This window comes from Nitrospira marina (genome assembly GCF_059568365.1).
Genome location: NZ_JCANTH010000001.1, coordinates 192,369 through 209,411 on the forward strand (window position 1 = coordinate 192,369; position 17,043 = coordinate 209,411).

Sequence of the window (17,043 nt, forward strand, 5' to 3'; positions counted from 1 at the left end):
GGGATACTAAGTTATTCTGGGCCCTTCAGCAGTATCAGAGTAAGTTCCAGGAAGGATATCGCATGCCAGAGCGTCTTCAATTTGGACTCAGATCCTTCGCCGTTAATTCAGGATGACGCTTGAATTGAAAACAATATGAGTTAAAAGTCATTTCTTATTTGCATTACAATATTTCAGGTTTTCCCATGAATGGTGCGGGAGAGGCGGAGTTGGTCGTAATCGTGGAGATCGCGGCATAGCTCTTTGGCGCCGGTGAGATTTCTAAACCCTAGTTTCTCAAAAGCCACTGTCATTTCTTATTCCTGCTCTGGTGTCCGGAGAGGGGTGGGGTCTAACGGCCCACCGCCTTGGATGGCTCGTTCCAGATCCTCATTGATAGTACTGGCCGCTCATCCCCCGTTGATTGGCGATGCCGCCTACAGAAATCCCCTTTAAAGAAGCGTAGTGTCTTTTGTGATGGTGCCACTCAGGGGCTTTGCCCTTGACCATTGGTTGAATCATCCCAAGCCAGAACGTGCGCGACTTACTAATGGGAGGGTGGGTCCCCTGGTATGAACAGTTTTCGGCCGTGGGTGAAATTATTTTGCTCCGTGGTGCTTTCCTTTTTCGAATAACCAACCGATGTATTATTCATAACCACACATTTGGAGGATGTTATGAATTTGGTCGATCGAAGAAGGAAAAGAACATCGGTATGGCTCAGTGCAGCTTTTACGGGTGTGTGTATTCTAGGAACGGGTCAAGTTGAAGCTGCCAAGATGCCTAAAGTGGAGATTTGCCATTTTGACGCGGATGAAGGGGTTTTTAAGAAAATTTCCGTCAGTGGTAACGCAGTCCAGAATCACCTGGCCAACCACGGGGACATATTTCCCGCAAGTTCAAATGGTGCTGGAACGATCACCCTGGATGCAGAATGCAACGAGGTCATCGCGAGGCATGTTTTTTCCCGGGCATACATCGATACAGACCGGGACGGTACGTACGACCCGCAAGTCGACGTTGAAATCTCGGAGCTTGTTGATGCCAACATGGACGGCGTTATTAATGCGGGCGACACTGTTGAATTCGGCCAATATCCAAAGACGTTTGACCCTTGCTCATCTCCCCCCGACGCCAATTGCCCGGATCTTGGCAATCTCAACCCCGCTCCAGTGGTTGTTACCCACGTTTTTTCCGCCACGCCCACTTCCATCATCGTACAATCTGCTTCAGGTTCGCTCTTCAACTGGGAAATTCCAGGTGAACTGGAAATAGTGCGGCTAGGAACAATACCCGAGCAAATACTATTTGATAGTTTTCTTGATCAACCGAATGATGCTATAAAAATTCCCTTAGGAGGGGAAGCCGATCCGAGTGATGCCATAGAAATTATGAGGCCAGGAAACGGCGCCAACGACTACTTCTTCAATGTCGAAATCAACCTCGCCCCTTAGTCTGATTGTCCATTAGCGAGCCCTTTTATCCTGCGGATAAAAGGGCTCGTCCGGGTATGACCTTTTTCATGTACCAGAATGAAACTCGGGGGCAACATAAACCGGCCGCGCCTGCCCGGGACACTCCTATGATATTTCGACTTCCAGCCAACGTAAACACCTTCTCCACTACTCCCCAATACGCTTGTAATAGGCACCCACTTGGAATATTAAATGCCTAAAATGGGATCTGATTCACTCATAACCCCCTTTTCCCATGAACGGCGCGGAAGAGCCGAAGTTGGCCGTAATCGTAGAGATTGCCGAGTAGCTCTTTGGCGCCGGTGAGATTGGCAAACCCCGTTTTCCCGAAGGCTTCTGCCATTTCTAATTCCTGCTCCGATGTCCACAGTTGGGTAAGGTCTACCGGCTCACCGGCTTGGATGGCATGTTCCAGATGTCCATAGATGGTGCTGGTGACCAAGCCGCGCTCACTGGCGATCTGTTCGATCGAATGCCCCGACCGAAAATAGCGCAACGTATTTTGGACGGTATCTCCAAGCGGCCTTCTGCTGGCCGGCCTAGTGAAAAAGTCCGCCGCCGGCGTTCTCGGGTCATGGTCGTCCTCCCGTAATTCCTTTGCGCTCCTGGCGCCCATTCCCCTGTGACCCGGTTGTACGAGCCCTTTAGAACTGTCCGGTCCTTCATAAGCATCTAATTCCTGCCGGTACTCAATATCTTTTTGATTGTTTGCCGGGTTTTGATTCCTTAAATAGAGTGCTGAAGTGGGATTGGATTCCTTTGGAATAGTCAGGGGAGCGAAGTTTTCCAGGTGCTTTGCGATGACTGCCAGGAACTTAGGTCCAAATTCCTGTAATTTCCGATTCCCGACTCCACTAATCTGGAGGAATTCCTGTTCATTGGTCGGATAGTCTCGGGCCATCTGCCGTAGTGCCACATCGGAAAATATGACGTAGGCAGGGACATCAGCCTCATCAGCTAATGTTTTGCGCAGTTGACGGAGGCGAGTGAAGAGCATCTCATCGTGACCAGGGTCCTGCCCAGAGAGCGCCTTGCGTTCCGGTGTGCTTATGGGCTTTGTAAGCATGAGCGTCTTGGGGTCTTGAAGAAAATGCTGACCCTGGTCGGTGACCTCCACCACAGTGAATGGGTCTGCCGATTGTCGGAAATATCCCAGCCGGATGAGTTCCCGGCTGATGGCGGCCCATTCGGGCCTCCGGTGGGCTTCCCCTTTCCCGTAGCTGGTTAATTGGTCATGACGCCATCGTCGGATTTTTTCGGTGTTGGCTCCGGTGAGTACGGCGATGACGTGATTGAGTCCGACGCTAAATCCACTTGTTCCACGTATCTCTTCAACGCAAGAGAGAACGGTCTGCGCGGCATCCGTGCCGTCGAAGATATCCCTGGGCGTCAGGCAGTTATCACATCCGCCACAGTTTTCGGATTCAACCTGTTCTCCAAAATATTGGAGCAATGTGCGGCGCCGGCATGTGGCACATTCCGCATAGTGCACCATTTCCTGTAATTGCCTGCTGGCGATCTGCTGCTCCTGGAAGTTAGATTTCTCATTGATGAAGCGTTGCTGCTTGACCGTATCCCCGGCGCTGAAGAGCAGGACACACTCGCTTGGCAGGCCATCCCGACCGGCACGCCCGGTCTCTTGATAATAGCTTTCGAGGTTTTTTGGTAAATCGTAGTGAATGACAAATCGCACGTTAGGCTTGTTGATTCCCATGCCGAAGGCAATGGTGGCGCAGACCACCTGGACTTCATCTCGAAGGAACAATTCCTGATTCCGGGTCCGCTCCTCGGCACTCAGGCCGGCATGATAGGGCAGTGCCTTCAGCCCATAATGCTGTAAACGATCCGCCACACTTTCTGTGGTCTTCCGGCTCTGGCAGTAGAGAATACCTGAGTCCTTGGGGCGTTTCCGGAGAAAGGCAAGGACTTGTCCAAACGGATTGTCCTTTGGCTGCACCTGGTAGGTCAGGTTGGGCCGGTTGAAACTGGCCACATAGCAGGCCGGGTCACGCAATCGGAGAAGTGTGACAATGTCTTTTTGCACCCGCTCCGTGGCGGTCGCGGTGAGCGCGATGATCGGAAGACTCGGGACCTGATCCCGGAGTTCCACAAGTCGCCGGTATTCCGGCCGGAAATCATGGCCCCATTCACTAATACAGTGAGCTTCATCAATAGCCAGCAGATTGACCTGAAAATTTCGGACCAGGCTGAGGTATCCGGGGACCATGAGGCGTTCCGGTGCCATGTAGAGGAGGCGGTAGTCACCCTGGTGCAGCCCCCGCAAGCGGGTCTGGGATTCCTGCGTGCTCAGAGTTGAGTTGAGATATGTTGCAGCAATGCCATTGGCCCGGAGCCCATCCACTTGATCTTTCATCAGCGCAATGAGCGGCGAGACGACGATCGTCAGGCCCGAGCGGGCCAGCGCCGGTAACTGAAAGCACAGGGACTTCCCTCCTCCCGTGGGTAACAGGGCCACCACGTCCCGCTCAGCGAGGACATCCCGAATGATTTCTTCTTGTAAAGGCCGAAAGGCCGTGAAACCAAAATGCTCTTTTAACAGAGACAGGAGGTGAGGTTGTATTGAGGGGTGCAGGTGACGGGAGTTGGTATGTTGAGGGGAGAGGTTGTTCTTCACAATCGGAGTTGTCGCAAATGTAGGAGATGTTGATGGAATGTCTTGATAGGAATATTCTGATCTGCCGAGAGGCTCATCTTGTGGGGGTATCCCTCGTGTGCCTCGGTTGCCTTTTCCTTGCCCACTCCAACAGTTTTCTGCCGCTCAGGCGCGATATTCTGTATTTTCTCTCAGTTTCCTCGTAAATTCAGTATGTTGTTTGCCGGTGAGCGGCCCAAGATCCGTCATAATGCTCTTTCCATAATGGTACTGTCTACCTGTGTAGGCACAAGACCCTCGACATCATGAGGAAATCTGGGGCATTCAGCAAGAATCGGAGGAAATTGCCGAAAATAACAAAATAACCCCTGGTGTCGAGATGCAAGTAGCCGAACGAATGCAAAATACAACGCTGGTCTTGATGATTTCAGGACGGGTGACCGCATACTCCCGGAAAGTGTTCCAGGGGATGGTGAAATCCGCCAGGTTCTCCGGCGCCAGGCATATCATTTTTAATATGGAGGGCGTCACGTTCATGGACACCATTGGGTTGGGGGGACTGGTGCTCGCCTACCTTGACTTGAATGACAATCATATGGCCATGAGTGTCGTAGAACCCCAACAGCCGGTGAAAACCTTACTCGAAGACGCAAAATTTCCCGAACTGATTCCGACATATCCCACTGAAGAGACTGCCTTGCAAGCCATCCAATAGATTCCCGGGTGCGCTTCCCTGTTTTCATCGTTTAAAATGAAGTGAGTCGATTTTCCTCGCCGGGGTACGTGTGTTAAACAATCGGCAGACAGTAGCGAATGTGTTATCCTCACATGGGGTTCGCTAAAGGAAAGGGGTGTAATCCAAATGCTTATGGTAATAGGAAAGTTGTGATGGCATCTGAGCAGCTTATGGCGTTGCGAGCGGAACTGGTCCGTCAACAATTGACGGGCTTTGTGGTGCCGCATACGGATGAATATCAGAATGAATATCTGCCTTCCTGCGCAGAGCGGCTTGCCTGGTTAACCGGGTTCACCGGTTCGGCGGGGACGGCGATTGTCCTACGGAATGAAGCCGCAATGTTTGTGGATGGCCGGTATACGCTTCAAGTGGCTGACCAGGTTGATGAGAAAAGCTTTACGCTTCACAATAGTGGGGACACTTCACCGGATGAATGGTTGGCACTTCGTGCAGCACCAACCGATCGAATCGGCTATGACCCTTCCCTGCATACTCCGCAGGATCTCGAACGGTTTCAGTCAGCAATCGAACGAGTCGGTGCACAACTCGTCCCCTGTGTCTCGAATCCTATCGATGTGGTCTGGCATGATCGGCCTCAACCACCCTCGGGTGTAATCAAGCCTCATCTCCTGGATTTTTCCGGTCAAAGTTCTCAGGTTAAGCGGGAGATCTTAAGCCGGAGGTGTTTAGAAGACCGGATCGATGCGGCCATCATTACGGCACCCGATTCTATTGCCTGGTTATTGAACATTCGCGGATCGGATGTAGCCCATACTCCATTACCTTTGTGCCGGGCTATTCTATATGCCACCGGGCGGGTTGCCCTGTTTGTCGATCCGAAAAAAATCAGCCCGGGCTTACAAGCGCATTTGGGTCCGGACATTTCCTTTGCACTACCGGAGGAATTTGAAGCTGGCTTACAACAGTTGGGAGTCCATGGGAATCGGGTGCTGTGTGATCCAGCCAAGACCAATTCCTGGATTTTCACCACATTACGCCGGAGTGGGGCTGACATTGTACATAAAAATGATCCCTGTGTGCTGCCAAAGGCCTGTAAAAATCCGGTGGAAATTGCAGGAGCCTATGCGGCGCATCAACGGGACGGAGTGGCCATGTGTCAATTTCTGGCGTGGCTGGCCCGGGAAGGACCCAAGGGGCTGGTGACTGAATTAGAGGCCGTGGACTATCTCGACGGCTGTCGTCGAAAACAGGCGTTGTGGGAGGATTGCAGCTTCCCTACAATTTCGGGTGCAGGGCCAAATGGCGCCATTGTGCATTATCATTCGACCCCGGAGACGAATAGCCGCCTGGAGCCAGGGACATTGTATCTGGTTGATTCCGGAGGGCAATATTTGGACGGAACGACCGATATCACCCGGACCATTGCGATTGGACGTCCTACGGACGAACATCGTGATCGTTATACACGCGTGTTACAAGGCCATATTGCTCTGGCTACGGCCAGATTTCCTGAGGGGACCACAGGCAGCCAATTAGATGCGCTGGCACGTGCGCCCCTATGGGCAATGGGGTTGGATTACGATCATGGGACAGGCCACGGTGTCGGGAGTTTTTTGGGGGTCCATGAGGGTCCACACCGAATCGGGAAAGCTGCCAATGCGGTTGCTCTGAAGCCGGGGATGATTGTGTCAAATGAACCGGGTTATTACAAAACCGGTGCCTATGGGATTCGCTTGGAAAACCTGGTGACGGTGGTGGAAGATGAGTCCTTCAAGAACTCATCGCGGAGGTTTTTTGCCTTTGATACCCTGACGATTGTGCCTTTTGAGCGAGCCCTTATCGCCATCGAAGTGTTATCGCTCAAAGAACGTCAGTGGGTGGATACCTATCATGCTCGCGTGCGGGCGGAACTCCAATCTGTCGTGGATACGGATACTCGTGCCTGGTTGGAGCAGGCAACGCAACCTCTCATCTAGATCCGCCAATTCCCTCCATGCTCTTCGCAACATAGTCAAACTGGAGTTATTATATGAAGACCCAAAAATCGAATGCAGAGATAGTGGATGCCATTAAAACCCAAATGGGGCAAAATCCTGAGATTACCGATGTGACTGTGAAGGGTCATCTTCTCCAACTTCATGTGACCCAGGGACTGTTTCATCGTTTGTCGGCCGATCGCGAACGAGGGCGGAAAATTATCCTGGTCCTCATGGAACAGATGAAGCGACTCACCGGATTATCGGATGTGGCGGTATGGGTGTATTCAGAGAACGAAAAAGTGATTGAGGGAACGGTCAAAGCCTTTGGCGGGGATAATGTCAACTTTCTATTTGACTTGTAAGTTTCCCAGGAGAATCTCAGTGCAAGGGGAGTTTCCTATTCCTGATTGTTGCTTTTTGGCCAGGAATCCAGGCTAGGAGGAAGTCCGGTTTTCCAAGATCCCACGCGTTTTCCCCCGAGACCAATCCGACAGGACCACACGCCGTTCGGTGTATGATTAATCCGCCATCGTCCTCCATCGGCACTGATCCACATCCAGACGGGAGGACGTTGAACGGGTCGTTGAGATTCAGTTGGCAATTAAACCTCCATGTTGTCGTGCTGAAAGGGTCTTGTGGTAGGCGCTGAATTCAATTTTAATGAAAGTATTGTGATCGATAACGATGAGGCTTGACAAGTTCCTTGCCGGATATGCCATGGTGTGCCCATGAAAAATTCAGATTATACCCCACCAGGAATTGTGTCGGAAGCATCCACAGGCTTGGTGGGACGGTACGAGGCTGATGTCTTGTGTCTGTCCGTGTATGGGAAGACTGTGATTCTTATTGGCACCGCTCATGTGTCACAAGAATCTGTGGATTTGGTCAAACTCGTCATTGAACAGGAGCATCCCGATCGTGTCTGTGTAGAATTGGATGCCAAGCGGTTTGAAGCCATTTCGCATCCCAATCGATGGGAATCGTTGGACATCAAGGAAATCATCCGCAAGCAGCAGCTCAGTACCCTGATGGTCAATCTTATTTTGTCTTCCTTCCAAAAACGGTTGGGAGATAAATTGGGCGTCATTCCAGGTACCGAAATGCTGGAGGCCATTCGTATGGCCGACAAGCATGATATTCCCGTGACCCTCGCTGACCGGGACGTGCGAGTGACGATGCGTCGGGCCTGGCGCAACACCCCATTTTGGCGAAAAAGCCTGTTAATGTCCTCGCTCATGCTGAGTATCTTTGATACCACTGAAGTCTCCGAAGAGGAGATTCGGAACCTGAAAAAGCAGGATGTGCTTTCAGAAATGATGAAGGACTTAGGGAAAGAGGTGCCGACGCTTAAAACGGTGCTCATTGACGAGCGGGATCACTATTTAGCTAAAAAAATTGCCGATGCGTCGGGGACCAGGATTGTCGCCGTAGTTGGCGCCGGGCATGTGGAAGGCATTTCCCGCACATTGCATGGCCGGGAGCAGGTGGACTTGGAGGAGCTGGAAAGCATCCAGCCCGTCTCTCCGGTCTGGAAAGCAGTGGGTTGGAGTATCCCTGTGCTGATTGTGGGGTCAATTGCTTGGATAGGATGGCAAAAGGGGTTAAGTGCTGCCGGAGAGAATTTATTGTTTTGGATTTTGGCCAATGGTATTCCGAGCGGGATTGGCGGGTTGTTGGCCATGGCCCATCCGCTCACCATCGCCGCCGCATTTATCTCGGCACCGTTTACCAGTCTCACCCCCGTTATTGGAGTCGGATATGTGACGGCGTTTGTCCAGGCGTATTTGCAACCGCCTTTGGTGCGGGAGTTTCAAACGGTGGCGGAAGATATTGCCATTCCACGAAAGTGGTGGAAAAGTCGACTCCTTCGTGTATTTTTAGCCTTTCTCCTTCCCACGATTGGGAGCCTCATCGGCACGTGGGTAGGGGGCACCCGCATTGTTTCCAATTTGTTTTAATCAGGAGCCAAACAACGCACCGCACCGTGAGGCTAGGGTTGGGGCGCGGGGACTTTCGACGTATGCTGGAAAATACATTTCGGGCAGGTATAGTGAATAAATCGACCATCGCCAACGAGACGTTTCAGCATAGAAGTTTGACACCAGGTGCAGAGACGGTCCGGCAGATCCGAGGTAGAAGGCCTCAAAGGGGGAAGAGAATCGGTGTTGGTCATGACTAGAAGCCATTCTCAAAAACATTCAGGGGGTTTGTCAATGTATACGACCATGAATGCCTCAAAAATAGTGAATGGTGTGGTGCTGGGATTTTTTTTGCTGCTCCCGGTATCGGGGTGGGCGGGAACGAATGATGAGGATCTTCCACGATTAACCGTTTCCGCAGAGGGGACGATCAATGTGGCTCCTGATAAGGCGGTGTTGAGTTTTGCGGTCGAAACAGTCGGAGAAAAGCTGTCCGATGTTCAAAAGGAGAATCAGGAGCGGGTAGCGAAGGTCTTGGAGGAATGCCGACGATTTAACATTCCGTCTGAGTTCATTCAAACGACGTCATTGAACGTCATTCCTGAATATCCACCCCCCCCTCGTCGTCCAACCGATGGAACGTTAGAGAACAGTGTTCCTCGTATCATTGGCTACCGTGTCGTCCACCACGTCAATGTGGAGGTGCGTAATCTTGATGTGGTGGGAAAGGTCGTTGACCGGGTCTTACAGGTTGGAGCCAACAGATTTTCAGGCATTGCCTGGGGCTTGCAAAATGAACAACCCACCAAGCTTGAAGTCTTGAAACAGGCTTCTGCCCAAGCCCAATCCAAAGCTGAAGCGTTGGCTCAGGCCTTGAACCTTAAATTGGTACGTATGATCATTGTCTCGGAAGGTGGCGTTTCTCCATCCCCTCCTGAGGGTCGATACCGCATGGCGATGGCGATGGATAGCGGTGGAGATGCATCGGTGTCGGCAGGTGAAATCTCAATACGTGGTTCCGTCCTCCTGGTGTATGAAATCAGTCAGAAATAATCAATTCTGTCTTTACCCGACTCCGGCCCCCGGTCCTTAGTGCTCAGGAGCGTTTCCTCCATGAACAATGAACAACCAGAAGCTGTTGCACGAACTGGAAAAGCTGGACCAGATCTTGGTGTTCCGGCATTGGTGGTGTCCGGTTTCCTTGGGGCTGGCAAGACGACGCTTGTCAAGCATTTGATTGCGGATGCTCAACAACAGGGGCTGAAATTGGCTGTGATCTCCAATGAATTTGGTGAATTAGGCATTGATCGGGCTCTGCTTCAAGAAGAAGGCGGTCCAGGCTATGTGGAACTGGAAGGAGGGTGTGTGTGCTGCCAGCTTTCCGGTGAATTACTCAACACGTTGCAGAATCTGTGGGAAACTATTCGTCCGGATCGAGTGGTGGTGGAAACATCCGGCGTGGCATTACCCTTCGAAACGCTCCTGACCTTTTGGCGTGAGCCCGTCACGGAGTGGGTGGGTGAGAGTTTAGCGGTGGTTGTCGTCAATGCGGAACAAGTGGCTCAAGGACGGGACTTGGAGGGCACGTTTGAGCAACAGGTATCTTCGGCAGATCTGTTGGTCTTCAATAAAGTCGATTTAGTTCCATCAGACTCAATCGGTCGATTGGAAAACCTTCTTCAGGATATGGCCCCTGGTGCTCCAGTGATCCGAAGCATTCAGGGTGAAATCGATACGACGATTGTTTTTCCTTCCCTCCCCGAAAAAAAGGTTTCACTTAACTCTCAACGAAAGCCTGAACTCCTTCCTCACACGCATGAGGAATTTGAGGCAGAGGAACTCTCTTTTTCTGACGACCTCACGCCTGAACAGCTCATACAACAACTTCAATCACTTCAAGCCCTTCGCATCAAAGGCATCGTGAACACCTCAGAAGGTCCGAAGCTGGTTCAAGGCGTGGGTTCCCGCATTGATCTGAGCTCGCCTCCCTCACAATTTCCCAAAGAAATGCTTGGCCGCTTGGTCGCCATCCGCCGAAAATAGAGACTTCGGCCTTGCCCATCTCCACGGATCGGGTTCTCATTCATGGAGGACTTGTGGGAATCATCAGCTTTTATTGTCGACTACCCCCGAGACACACATGGTGTTGCCTTGACACCCTCCTGTTTAAGGTATAGCGTAAAGGTATGACGTATGAACCTACGTTGACTCTCCTATCCCTCGCGCTCCAATTTTCCCTCCTGCGCGTCTGATTCTTCTGTCTCCGCAAGCCTACGCCTAAACTCTTCTCACCAATCGGTGCCGTCCAACGGCTTTGATTGTAACGCTGGTCGTCAGATCAGGTTTTGGGAGAGTTCATTCCTGACCCCTGCGGTCCCAGGAAAGAGGTGAACACTATGAATCCATTGGAAGCTCTCTTAGGCATTATGTTTCTCTTTTGGGGTGCGGCCATTTATGCGTCTTTCATCGAGAGGCCAACACCTCCTGTCTAGGGACCTGCCATCGAGAGAGTAAGAATCCCTACTTTCTAGGCAGGTTGCCAGTCTTGTTTGCTGCGTCACATGGACTCATGTGACGTGGGGGACACTTTTTTACACTATTTTTAGAAGGAGAGAATATCATGAAACACACTCTATTGATGAAACGCACCATTCTTGTTGCCGCTATGGCGCTCATCCCTTGGATTCTGCCGGGACTGACTTTGGCCGCCCCACAAGGGACAGAACCGATGTCTTCTGCCGAGGCACAGGCTCAAGGTCTCACGCAAATTGCGGCGGGAAGTGTCCAGGACACATTAAAAGCCTGTCTGGGAAGAATTCCCCAAGATGCCAGTAGCGGGCAACTTATGTTGGCGGAAGGAAGCTGCCAACAAGTTGAGACTGCCCGGACAATCAATCGGACGTCACTGACTTTCTGAGGCCCAATCCGGGTGCCCCTGCTTGTTGGTGTCCAAGGAGTCTTCCTGAGGCAAGTGTCTCACGACTGGCTCGGAGCAGTGAAGTTGAATCTCTGCCGTTGTTGAGTATGGCTCTTTCGCCTCACCGTTTCCCTCGGAAGGGAAGGGTGAGGTGAGAGCGTCCAACGGGAGATCCCCCTGCCTCATATCTAGACTTTTCTGAGCTAATTAAATGGAGGTGAAACATGGAACTGGTCATGTGGGCCCTGTTAGGAATCGTCATGGGCTTGGTGGGTCTTGTGTTGATTCCGGTTTTAGTGGTCGGAACCTGGTGGGTGGTCATGACTGTCATTTTGGGGTTGTCTGACGGGATCATATGGTTTCTTGATCGCAAATGGCGGACTTCTGCGCCGTAACGGGTATTTCAATACAGTTTTGATGGTTTAATTTTATAGAATTTTGTAATGGATTTCATAAGACAATGAAAAACACTCAATTGACAGAAAACGAACTCATAACAACCCACACCCATACATCAAAAGGTACGGCTTCCAGGAATTCTTCTAGGGAATTGACTCTGAAGTTGACAGCCAGTGAAGAACGGTTTCAATCTGTCGTACAGACCGCCACGGATGCCATTATTTTGTGGGATCAGCATGGCTCCATCTTGTCTTGGAATAAGGGTGCTAAAAGAATGTTTGGGTATGTCCGCGAGGAAATCGTGGGGAGGCCACTGACTCGCATTATCCCGGCTCGCTATCACGAAGCGCATCGCTATGGAATGGAACGGGTGGGATCAGCAGTCGAAGGGGGCGGTATCGTGAAAACCCTCGAGCTGCATGGCTTGAGAAAGAACGGGGAGGAATTCCCTATTGAGATGGCTCCTTCAAAATCAGACCTCGAAGATGAGACATTTTATTGCGGCATCATACGCGACATTTCTGAGCGGAAACAGGCTGAGAGGGTGCTGGAAGAACGGAACCGATTGTTGGCCTTTGAGGCGGAGGTGGGGCAGGTTCTGAACTGTGACCAAACATTGAGTGTCCGCCTGCAGGGTTGCGCGGATTCATTCATAAGTCATCTGGATGGGGCTTGGGCCGGCTTCTGGACAATGCCTTCTCTGGAGGAAGGATTGGAGCTGCAGGCTAGTGCCGGGCTTTCTACTCATTTGGCCGGTTCCGTGCCGTTTGGCCATTCGCAAATCGGTCAGATTGCCTTTGAGAAGAGGCCGTATCTGACCAATGCAATCATTGAGGATGCCGGGGTTCCAGAACGGGCATGGGCTACGAAAGAAGGGCTGGTGTCCTTTGCGGGGTATCCGCTGCTGGTCAATCAGGAAGTGGTGGGGGTCATGGCGGTGTTTTCCCGGCATTTCCTGACTAGTTTTACGTGGCACAGTCTGGGTTTAGTGGCTGATCGCATCGCCACGGCCATTGAACGTCAAAGAGTGATGGAAACACATCAAAATCTCGCGAGGCACTACGCACGAATCCTCGCCGCCTCGGGAGAGGGGATCTATGAATTGGATAGAGAAGGCAAAACCACTTTTGTGAATCCGGCAGGGGCTCTTATGCTGGGATACAAGGTCGAGGAATTAATTGGCGAGCCGATGCACGAGCTGATTCATCATACGAAACCCGATGGGTCACTCTATCCCAGAGAGGCCTGTCCTATTCATGCCGCGCTCAAGGAGGGAAGGGTTTATCATAATGATACAGAGGGGCTCTGGCGCAAAAATGGGACCTCTTTCCCCGTGGACTACTACATTTCGCCGATCCGGGAAAATGGAATTTTGATTGGGGCCGTGGTGACGTTCAAGGATATCAGCGAGCGGGTACGAATGACTGCAGAATTATTGGAAGAGACCAAGCTCGCTGGTGTGACGGTGATGCTTGGGGATATAGCCCACGATATTAAGAATATGCTCATGCCGGTGCTGAATGGCGCCAAATTGTTAGACGACGATCTACAAGAATTGTTTACGAAGTTCCCTGACGTGACTCCGAAGGAATTGTCCGCCTCAAGAAAATTTTCCAGGGAGGCGGTCGACATGATCGTCAAGAATGCCCGTCGGATTCAAGGTCGCATGCGGGAGATTGCTGATACGGTCAAAGGTATATCCAGCCCGCTGCGGTTTGCTCCATGCCAGGTGTCAGAAGTGGTCGAAGGCGTCTTTGGCATCCTTCGCTTCTATGCCACCGAGATGGAGGTTTCCCTGCACACGCAAGGTCTTGACGTCCTTCCGCCCATTCAGGCGGATGAGAACCGTTTGTTCAACGCCCTCTACAATCTGGTCAATAATGCCATTCCGGAAACCCCTGCCGGTGGATCAGTCACCATTGGTGGATCAGTAGGGTTAGATGGAAGAACTGTGGTGTTAACGGTCGCAGATACGGGTGGGGGAATGCCCCCTGAAATCCGTGACAGATTATTTACTAAAGGAGCGATTAGCGGTAAAGCCGGGGGAACCGGATTGGGGACGAAGATAGTTAAGGATGTGGTCGATGCTCATTCAGGAACGGTCAGCGTACAAAGTGAACCACGGAAAGGCACCACCTTCACCATCCAATTACCGATGACCCCAGAGATTTCGGGACCAGAAGGAATGCATCCATAGCGGGATTCTTGATCCAGGGGAACGGTCATTCATACGTGAACTTGGTCCATTGTTATACTTACCTGCGAATCTGTACCTTTCGCCTGCCAAAGTGCCAACCGCTTTGCTGAACAAGACTATTTCGACTACTTACCGACTTGCATCGATACGTACGATACTGTCATGGACAAAACTTCCTAAATTAATCGTTCCAAGGGAAAATTAAAATTGCCTGAAGCACTTTTCTATAAGTCAACTGGTTTTTCAAAAAGGTGAGAGTGGTATTGCAAAAGGGTTCCCTTTAGGTCCGGATCAAGTATGGTTTGATACAGAGATTTGGCTTTGGCGAGCAGATCAATGGAGATATGAGTAGCGCTTTGGAGATTGGCTTCCTGTAGGTTCGTCCCGGTCAGGGATGTATCCTGAAGTGAAGCCCCTTCCAGATTAGCCTGTATGAGTTGAGCCTCACGCAAATCAGTTAGGTGAAGCTTGGCTTTGGCCAGATTGGCTCGGGTAAGATTTCCCCATGGAAGCGAAGCACGTGTAAGGGTGGCCCCCTCAAGATTCGCGCCCTCCAGGTTGCAGGCAATGAGCCCGGTTCCAGACAAATCAATCCTGGTCATGGTGGCACGTGAGAGATTAGCCTTGATCAGATTGGCTTCCTGCACATCGGCTTCAGTGAGGTTCACGCCGGAGAGGTTGGCTTCTGTTAAATTGGCATGAAAGAGATAGGCGTCTGAGAGGTCTGCCCCTTCCAGATTGGCTTGGCTTAAATCAAGCCCGGTAAAGTCGTACCCGGAAAGATCAGCTCCGCCAAGATCGGGTTGAATCGTCTGATTTGTCCGTCGAAATTTGTTCCATTCCCCGACCCCCCCCTTGATGAGGCGTTCAACATGTTCAGGATTGGCCATGAGGAGAGTGTCGGGATTGAACGACGAACCGGATCGCCTGGCTGAAGGTGGTGGGTGTTTGTTTCTTTACCGTTTTTTGAGGTACTTGAGGAATTCCGAATCCGGGGAGAGAACCAACGTCGTATTGTTCGCAAACGTTTTCTTATAGGCTTCCATCGTTCGGATGAATTCAAAAAATTCCGGGCCTTGTTGGTAGGCCGTCGCATAGATTTTATAAGCTTTGGCTTCCCCGTCTCCACGTATTTCCTGGGCGGTTTTATAGGCCTCCGCCAAAATAATTTGTTTGTCTTTTTCGGCTTCTGATCGAATTTTTTGCGCTTCTTCCTCACCTTCCGCCCGATATTGCTTGGCCTGCCGTTCCCGTTCGGCCTGCATCCGTTGGAAAATAGCCTTTTCATTTTGCTCGGGCAAATCAGCCCGCTTGATTCGTACATCCAAAACTTCCAGCCCGTAGGCCGAGGCTTTTTCGTTGGAACGATCCGATACGACCTTCATAATCAATGCACGGTTGGCGGAAACGATTTCCGTCAGTTCATGCCGGCCCAACTCAACACGCAATTCCGAGTAAATGATATCGTCAAGGCGCTGGAGGGCTCCTCGTTGTGTCTGAAATGCCTGATAGACTTTTAAGGGATCCACTATGCGCCATTTGGCGAAATTGTCGATCACCATGGACTTCTTGTCACTGGTTATGACATCTCGTACGGGAGCGTCATAGTCCAAATAGCGCTTATCAAAAAAGGTGACTTGATGATAAAAGGGAATTTTAAACTTCAACCCTGGTTCCGTGATGGTTTGGACAGGTTTTCCTAATGCGACCACAATAGCCGTTTCGGTTAAGTCGACCACAAAAAATGGAGAAAGACCTAAGACCAAAAGCAGTCCAAAAACTAAGATGACACCCACGAGGAGATTTTGTTTCATCGGGAGTCCCCCCCTTGCGTGTTTGTTGCTCCGCGAGAGCCGGATTGGCGGTCTAACGGAAGAAAGGGCAGGACGTTGCCGGCTGCCTTAGAGTCCAGAATAATTTTTTCCGTGTTCGCCATGACTTCTTCCATCGTTTCAATGTATACCCGTTTACTGATGACATCCTTGGCCAGTTTGTATTCTTTTAAAGTCTGGAGAAAGTAATTGGCTTCTCCCTCCGCACGTGCAATCCGTGACTGTGCGCTCCCTTTGGCCTGGTTGATGCCTTGAGCCGCTTCCCCTTTGGCTCTGGGGATTAGATCGTTTCGGTAGCCGTGAGACTGGTTAATGAGTTTTTCACGGTCTTCCTTGGCGCTGGCGACATCTTTGAAAGCCGCGGCGACGGCATCCGGAGGATTCACATCCTGAAGTTGGATTGTGGCCACTTGTACGCCAGCCAGGTACTGATCGAGGATGCCTTGAAGCAGGTCTTGAGCTTCCTGTTGAATCTGGGCTTTGCCGATCGTTAGCGCTTCATCAATTTTACTTTTGCCGATGACTTCTCGCATGGCTGCTTCAGCGGCGTTGTGAATCGTGGACTCGACATCGGCGACCTTATATAGATAATTTTTAGCTTCTTTGATTTTATATTGAACGATGAACTCGAGAGACAGAATATTCATGTCACCGGTCAACATGAGGGCTTCTTTTGGAATGAATTGGGTGCGTCCTCGGTCGGTGCGGAATCCCACCTCTACTCGATGGAGTTTTTCAACTTTTGGGGTATCCACTGTTTCCACAAATGGAATTTTGAAATGTGGGCCGGATTCAACCTCGCGAACAATATCGCCAAACCGTTTAACCAGACCTTGCTCGTCCGGGGCCACAATAAACACCGATTGCCAGAGAGCCAGGACTGCTATGACGATGTAAATGATTGATTTGAAACCCCGGCCAGGCACGAGTCGAGTGAGTTGGTCTTGTGCTTTCCGAAGCGCTTCATCGAGGGGGTCTTGACCGCTTCCTCCCCACGGATCTTTAGGTTCCCATGCCATACGTTAGTCCTATAGT

Annotated in this window: 15 protein-coding genes; 10 read left to right on the forward strand and 5 right to left on the reverse strand. The window is 51.1% G+C overall.

From position 1 onward, the window contains the following. Positions 1 to 656: 656 nt before the first annotated feature. A complete protein-coding gene (locus LX98_RS00865; protein ID WP_496427113.1) occupies positions 657 to 1,433 on the forward strand; it encodes a hypothetical protein in 777 nt (258 codons plus the stop codon). A gap of 238 nt (positions 1,434 to 1,671) precedes the next feature. Here the strand turns inward: LX98_RS00865 and recQ are convergent, their stop codons facing one another. Further along, entirely contained in the window at positions 1,672 to 4,089 is a 2,418-nt protein-coding gene (gene recQ / locus LX98_RS00870; RefSeq protein ID WP_496427114.1) for a DNA helicase RecQ, read from the reverse strand. A gap of 358 nt (positions 4,090 to 4,447) precedes the next feature. Here recQ and LX98_RS00875 point away from each other — a divergent pair, with 358 nt between their 5' ends. The 3 genes from LX98_RS00875 to LX98_RS00885 all read left to right on the forward strand — a co-directional run bounded on the left by LX98_RS00875 (position 4,448) and on the right by LX98_RS00885 (position 7,106). Next, entirely contained in the window at positions 4,448 to 4,783 is a 336-nt protein-coding gene (locus LX98_RS00875) for an anti-sigma factor antagonist (RefSeq protein ID WP_496427115.1), read from the forward strand. Between the two features lie 173 nt (positions 4,784 to 4,956). Beyond that, entirely contained in the window at positions 4,957 to 6,741 is a 1,785-nt protein-coding gene (locus LX98_RS00880; protein WP_496427116.1) for a M24 family metallopeptidase, read from the forward strand. A 53-nt stretch (positions 6,742 to 6,794) separates the two neighbouring features. After that, complete coding sequence (locus tag LX98_RS00885; protein WP_496427117.1) at positions 6,795 to 7,106, forward strand: hypothetical protein; 312 nt, start codon at positions 6,795 to 6,797, stop codon at positions 7,104 to 7,106. Positions 7,107 to 7,141: 35 nt separating this feature from the next. On the opposite strand, the gene LX98_RS00890 is transcribed toward LX98_RS00885, so the two are convergent. Next, complete coding sequence (locus LX98_RS00890) at positions 7,142 to 7,345, reverse strand: hypothetical protein (protein ID WP_496427118.1); 204 nt, start codon at positions 7,343 to 7,345, stop codon at positions 7,142 to 7,144. A 127-nt stretch (positions 7,346 to 7,472) separates the two neighbouring features. Between LX98_RS00890 and LX98_RS00895 the strand changes: the two genes are divergently transcribed. The 6 genes from LX98_RS00895 to LX98_RS00920 all read left to right on the forward strand — a co-directional run bounded on the left by LX98_RS00895 (position 7,473) and on the right by LX98_RS00920 (position 14,176). Next, positions 7,473 to 8,702 carry a TraB family protein gene (locus LX98_RS00895; protein ID WP_496427119.1) on the forward strand — a complete coding sequence of 410 codons (1,230 nt, stop codon included), beginning with the start codon at positions 7,473 to 7,475 and terminating at the stop codon, positions 8,700 to 8,702. A gap of 255 nt (positions 8,703 to 8,957) precedes the next feature. Beyond that, positions 8,958 to 9,716, forward strand: coding sequence for an SIMPL domain-containing protein (locus LX98_RS00900; protein WP_496427120.1), 759 nt, complete (start codon positions 8,958 to 8,960; stop codon positions 9,714 to 9,716). 60 nt (positions 9,717 to 9,776) lie between these two features. Further along, positions 9,777 to 10,706, forward strand: coding sequence for a GTP-binding protein (locus tag LX98_RS00905; protein WP_496427121.1), 930 nt, complete (start codon positions 9,777 to 9,779; stop codon positions 10,704 to 10,706). Between the two features lie 577 nt (positions 10,707 to 11,283). Next, complete coding sequence (locus LX98_RS00910; protein WP_496427122.1) at positions 11,284 to 11,580, forward strand: hypothetical protein; 297 nt, start codon at positions 11,284 to 11,286, stop codon at positions 11,578 to 11,580. Positions 11,581 to 11,804: 224 nt separating this feature from the next. Then, positions 11,805 to 11,975 (forward strand): hypothetical protein, encoded by a 171-nt coding sequence (locus LX98_RS00915; protein ID WP_312644742.1) that lies wholly within the window; start codon positions 11,805 to 11,807, stop codon positions 11,973 to 11,975. 155 nt (positions 11,976 to 12,130) lie between these two features. Continuing rightward, a complete protein-coding gene (locus LX98_RS00920) occupies positions 12,131 to 14,176 on the forward strand; it encodes a PAS domain S-box protein (RefSeq protein ID WP_496427123.1) in 2,046 nt (681 codons plus the stop codon). 224 nt (positions 14,177 to 14,400) lie between these two features. Here LX98_RS00920 and LX98_RS00925 read toward each other — a convergent pair whose 3' ends face one another. From LX98_RS00925 to hflK, 3 genes are all read right to left on the reverse strand, one after another. After that, on the reverse strand, positions 14,401 to 15,066 hold the full coding sequence (locus LX98_RS00925; protein WP_496427124.1) for a pentapeptide repeat-containing protein: 666 nt from the start codon (positions 15,064 to 15,066) through the stop codon (positions 14,401 to 14,403). 66 nt (positions 15,067 to 15,132) lie between these two features. Beyond that, on the reverse strand, positions 15,133 to 15,990 hold the full coding sequence (gene hflC / locus LX98_RS00930) for a protease modulator HflC (protein ID WP_496427125.1): 858 nt from the start codon (positions 15,988 to 15,990) through the stop codon (positions 15,133 to 15,135). After that, positions 15,987 to 17,027, reverse strand: coding sequence for an FtsH protease activity modulator HflK (gene hflK, locus LX98_RS00935; protein WP_312644733.1), 1,041 nt, complete (start codon positions 17,025 to 17,027; stop codon positions 15,987 to 15,989). Before hflK ends, hflC begins: the two co-directional genes overlap by 4 nt. Positions 17,028 to 17,043 lie beyond the last annotated feature (16 nt).

What these genes read in the sequence shown, in the direction of transcription:
- LX98_RS00865 (WP_496427113.1), top strand. Translation starts at nt 657, where the DNA reads ATGAATTTGGTCGATCGAAGAAGGAAAAGAACATCGGTATGGCTCAGT.
- LX98_RS00875 (WP_496427115.1), top strand. Translation starts at nt 4,448, where the DNA reads ATGCAAGTAGCCGAACGAATGCAAAATACAACGCTGGTCTTGATGATT.
- LX98_RS00880 (WP_496427116.1), top strand. Translation starts at nt 4,957, where the DNA reads ATGGCATCTGAGCAGCTTATGGCGTTGCGAGCGGAACTGGTCCGTCAA.
- LX98_RS00885 (WP_496427117.1), top strand. Translation starts at nt 6,795, where the DNA reads ATGAAGACCCAAAAATCGAATGCAGAGATAGTGGATGCCATTAAAACC.
- LX98_RS00895 (WP_496427119.1), top strand. Translation starts at nt 7,473, where the DNA reads ATGAAAAATTCAGATTATACCCCACCAGGAATTGTGTCGGAAGCATCC.
- LX98_RS00900 (WP_496427120.1), top strand. Translation starts at nt 8,958, where the DNA reads ATGTATACGACCATGAATGCCTCAAAAATAGTGAATGGTGTGGTGCTG.
- LX98_RS00905 (WP_496427121.1), top strand. Translation starts at nt 9,777, where the DNA reads ATGAACAATGAACAACCAGAAGCTGTTGCACGAACTGGAAAAGCTGGA.
- LX98_RS00910 (WP_496427122.1), top strand. Translation starts at nt 11,284, where the DNA reads ATGAAACACACTCTATTGATGAAACGCACCATTCTTGTTGCCGCTATG.
- LX98_RS00915 (WP_312644742.1), top strand. Translation starts at nt 11,805, where the DNA reads ATGGAACTGGTCATGTGGGCCCTGTTAGGAATCGTCATGGGCTTGGTG.
- LX98_RS00925 (WP_496427124.1), bottom strand. Translation starts at nt 15,066, where the DNA reads ATGGCCAATCCTGAACATGTTGAACGCCTCATCAAGGGGGGGGTCGGG.
- hflC (WP_496427125.1), bottom strand. Translation starts at nt 15,990, where the DNA reads ATGAAACAAAATCTCCTCGTGGGTGTCATCTTAGTTTTTGGACTGCTT.
- hflK (WP_312644733.1), bottom strand. Translation starts at nt 17,027, where the DNA reads ATGGCATGGGAACCTAAAGATCCGTGGGGAGGAAGCGGTCAAGACCCC.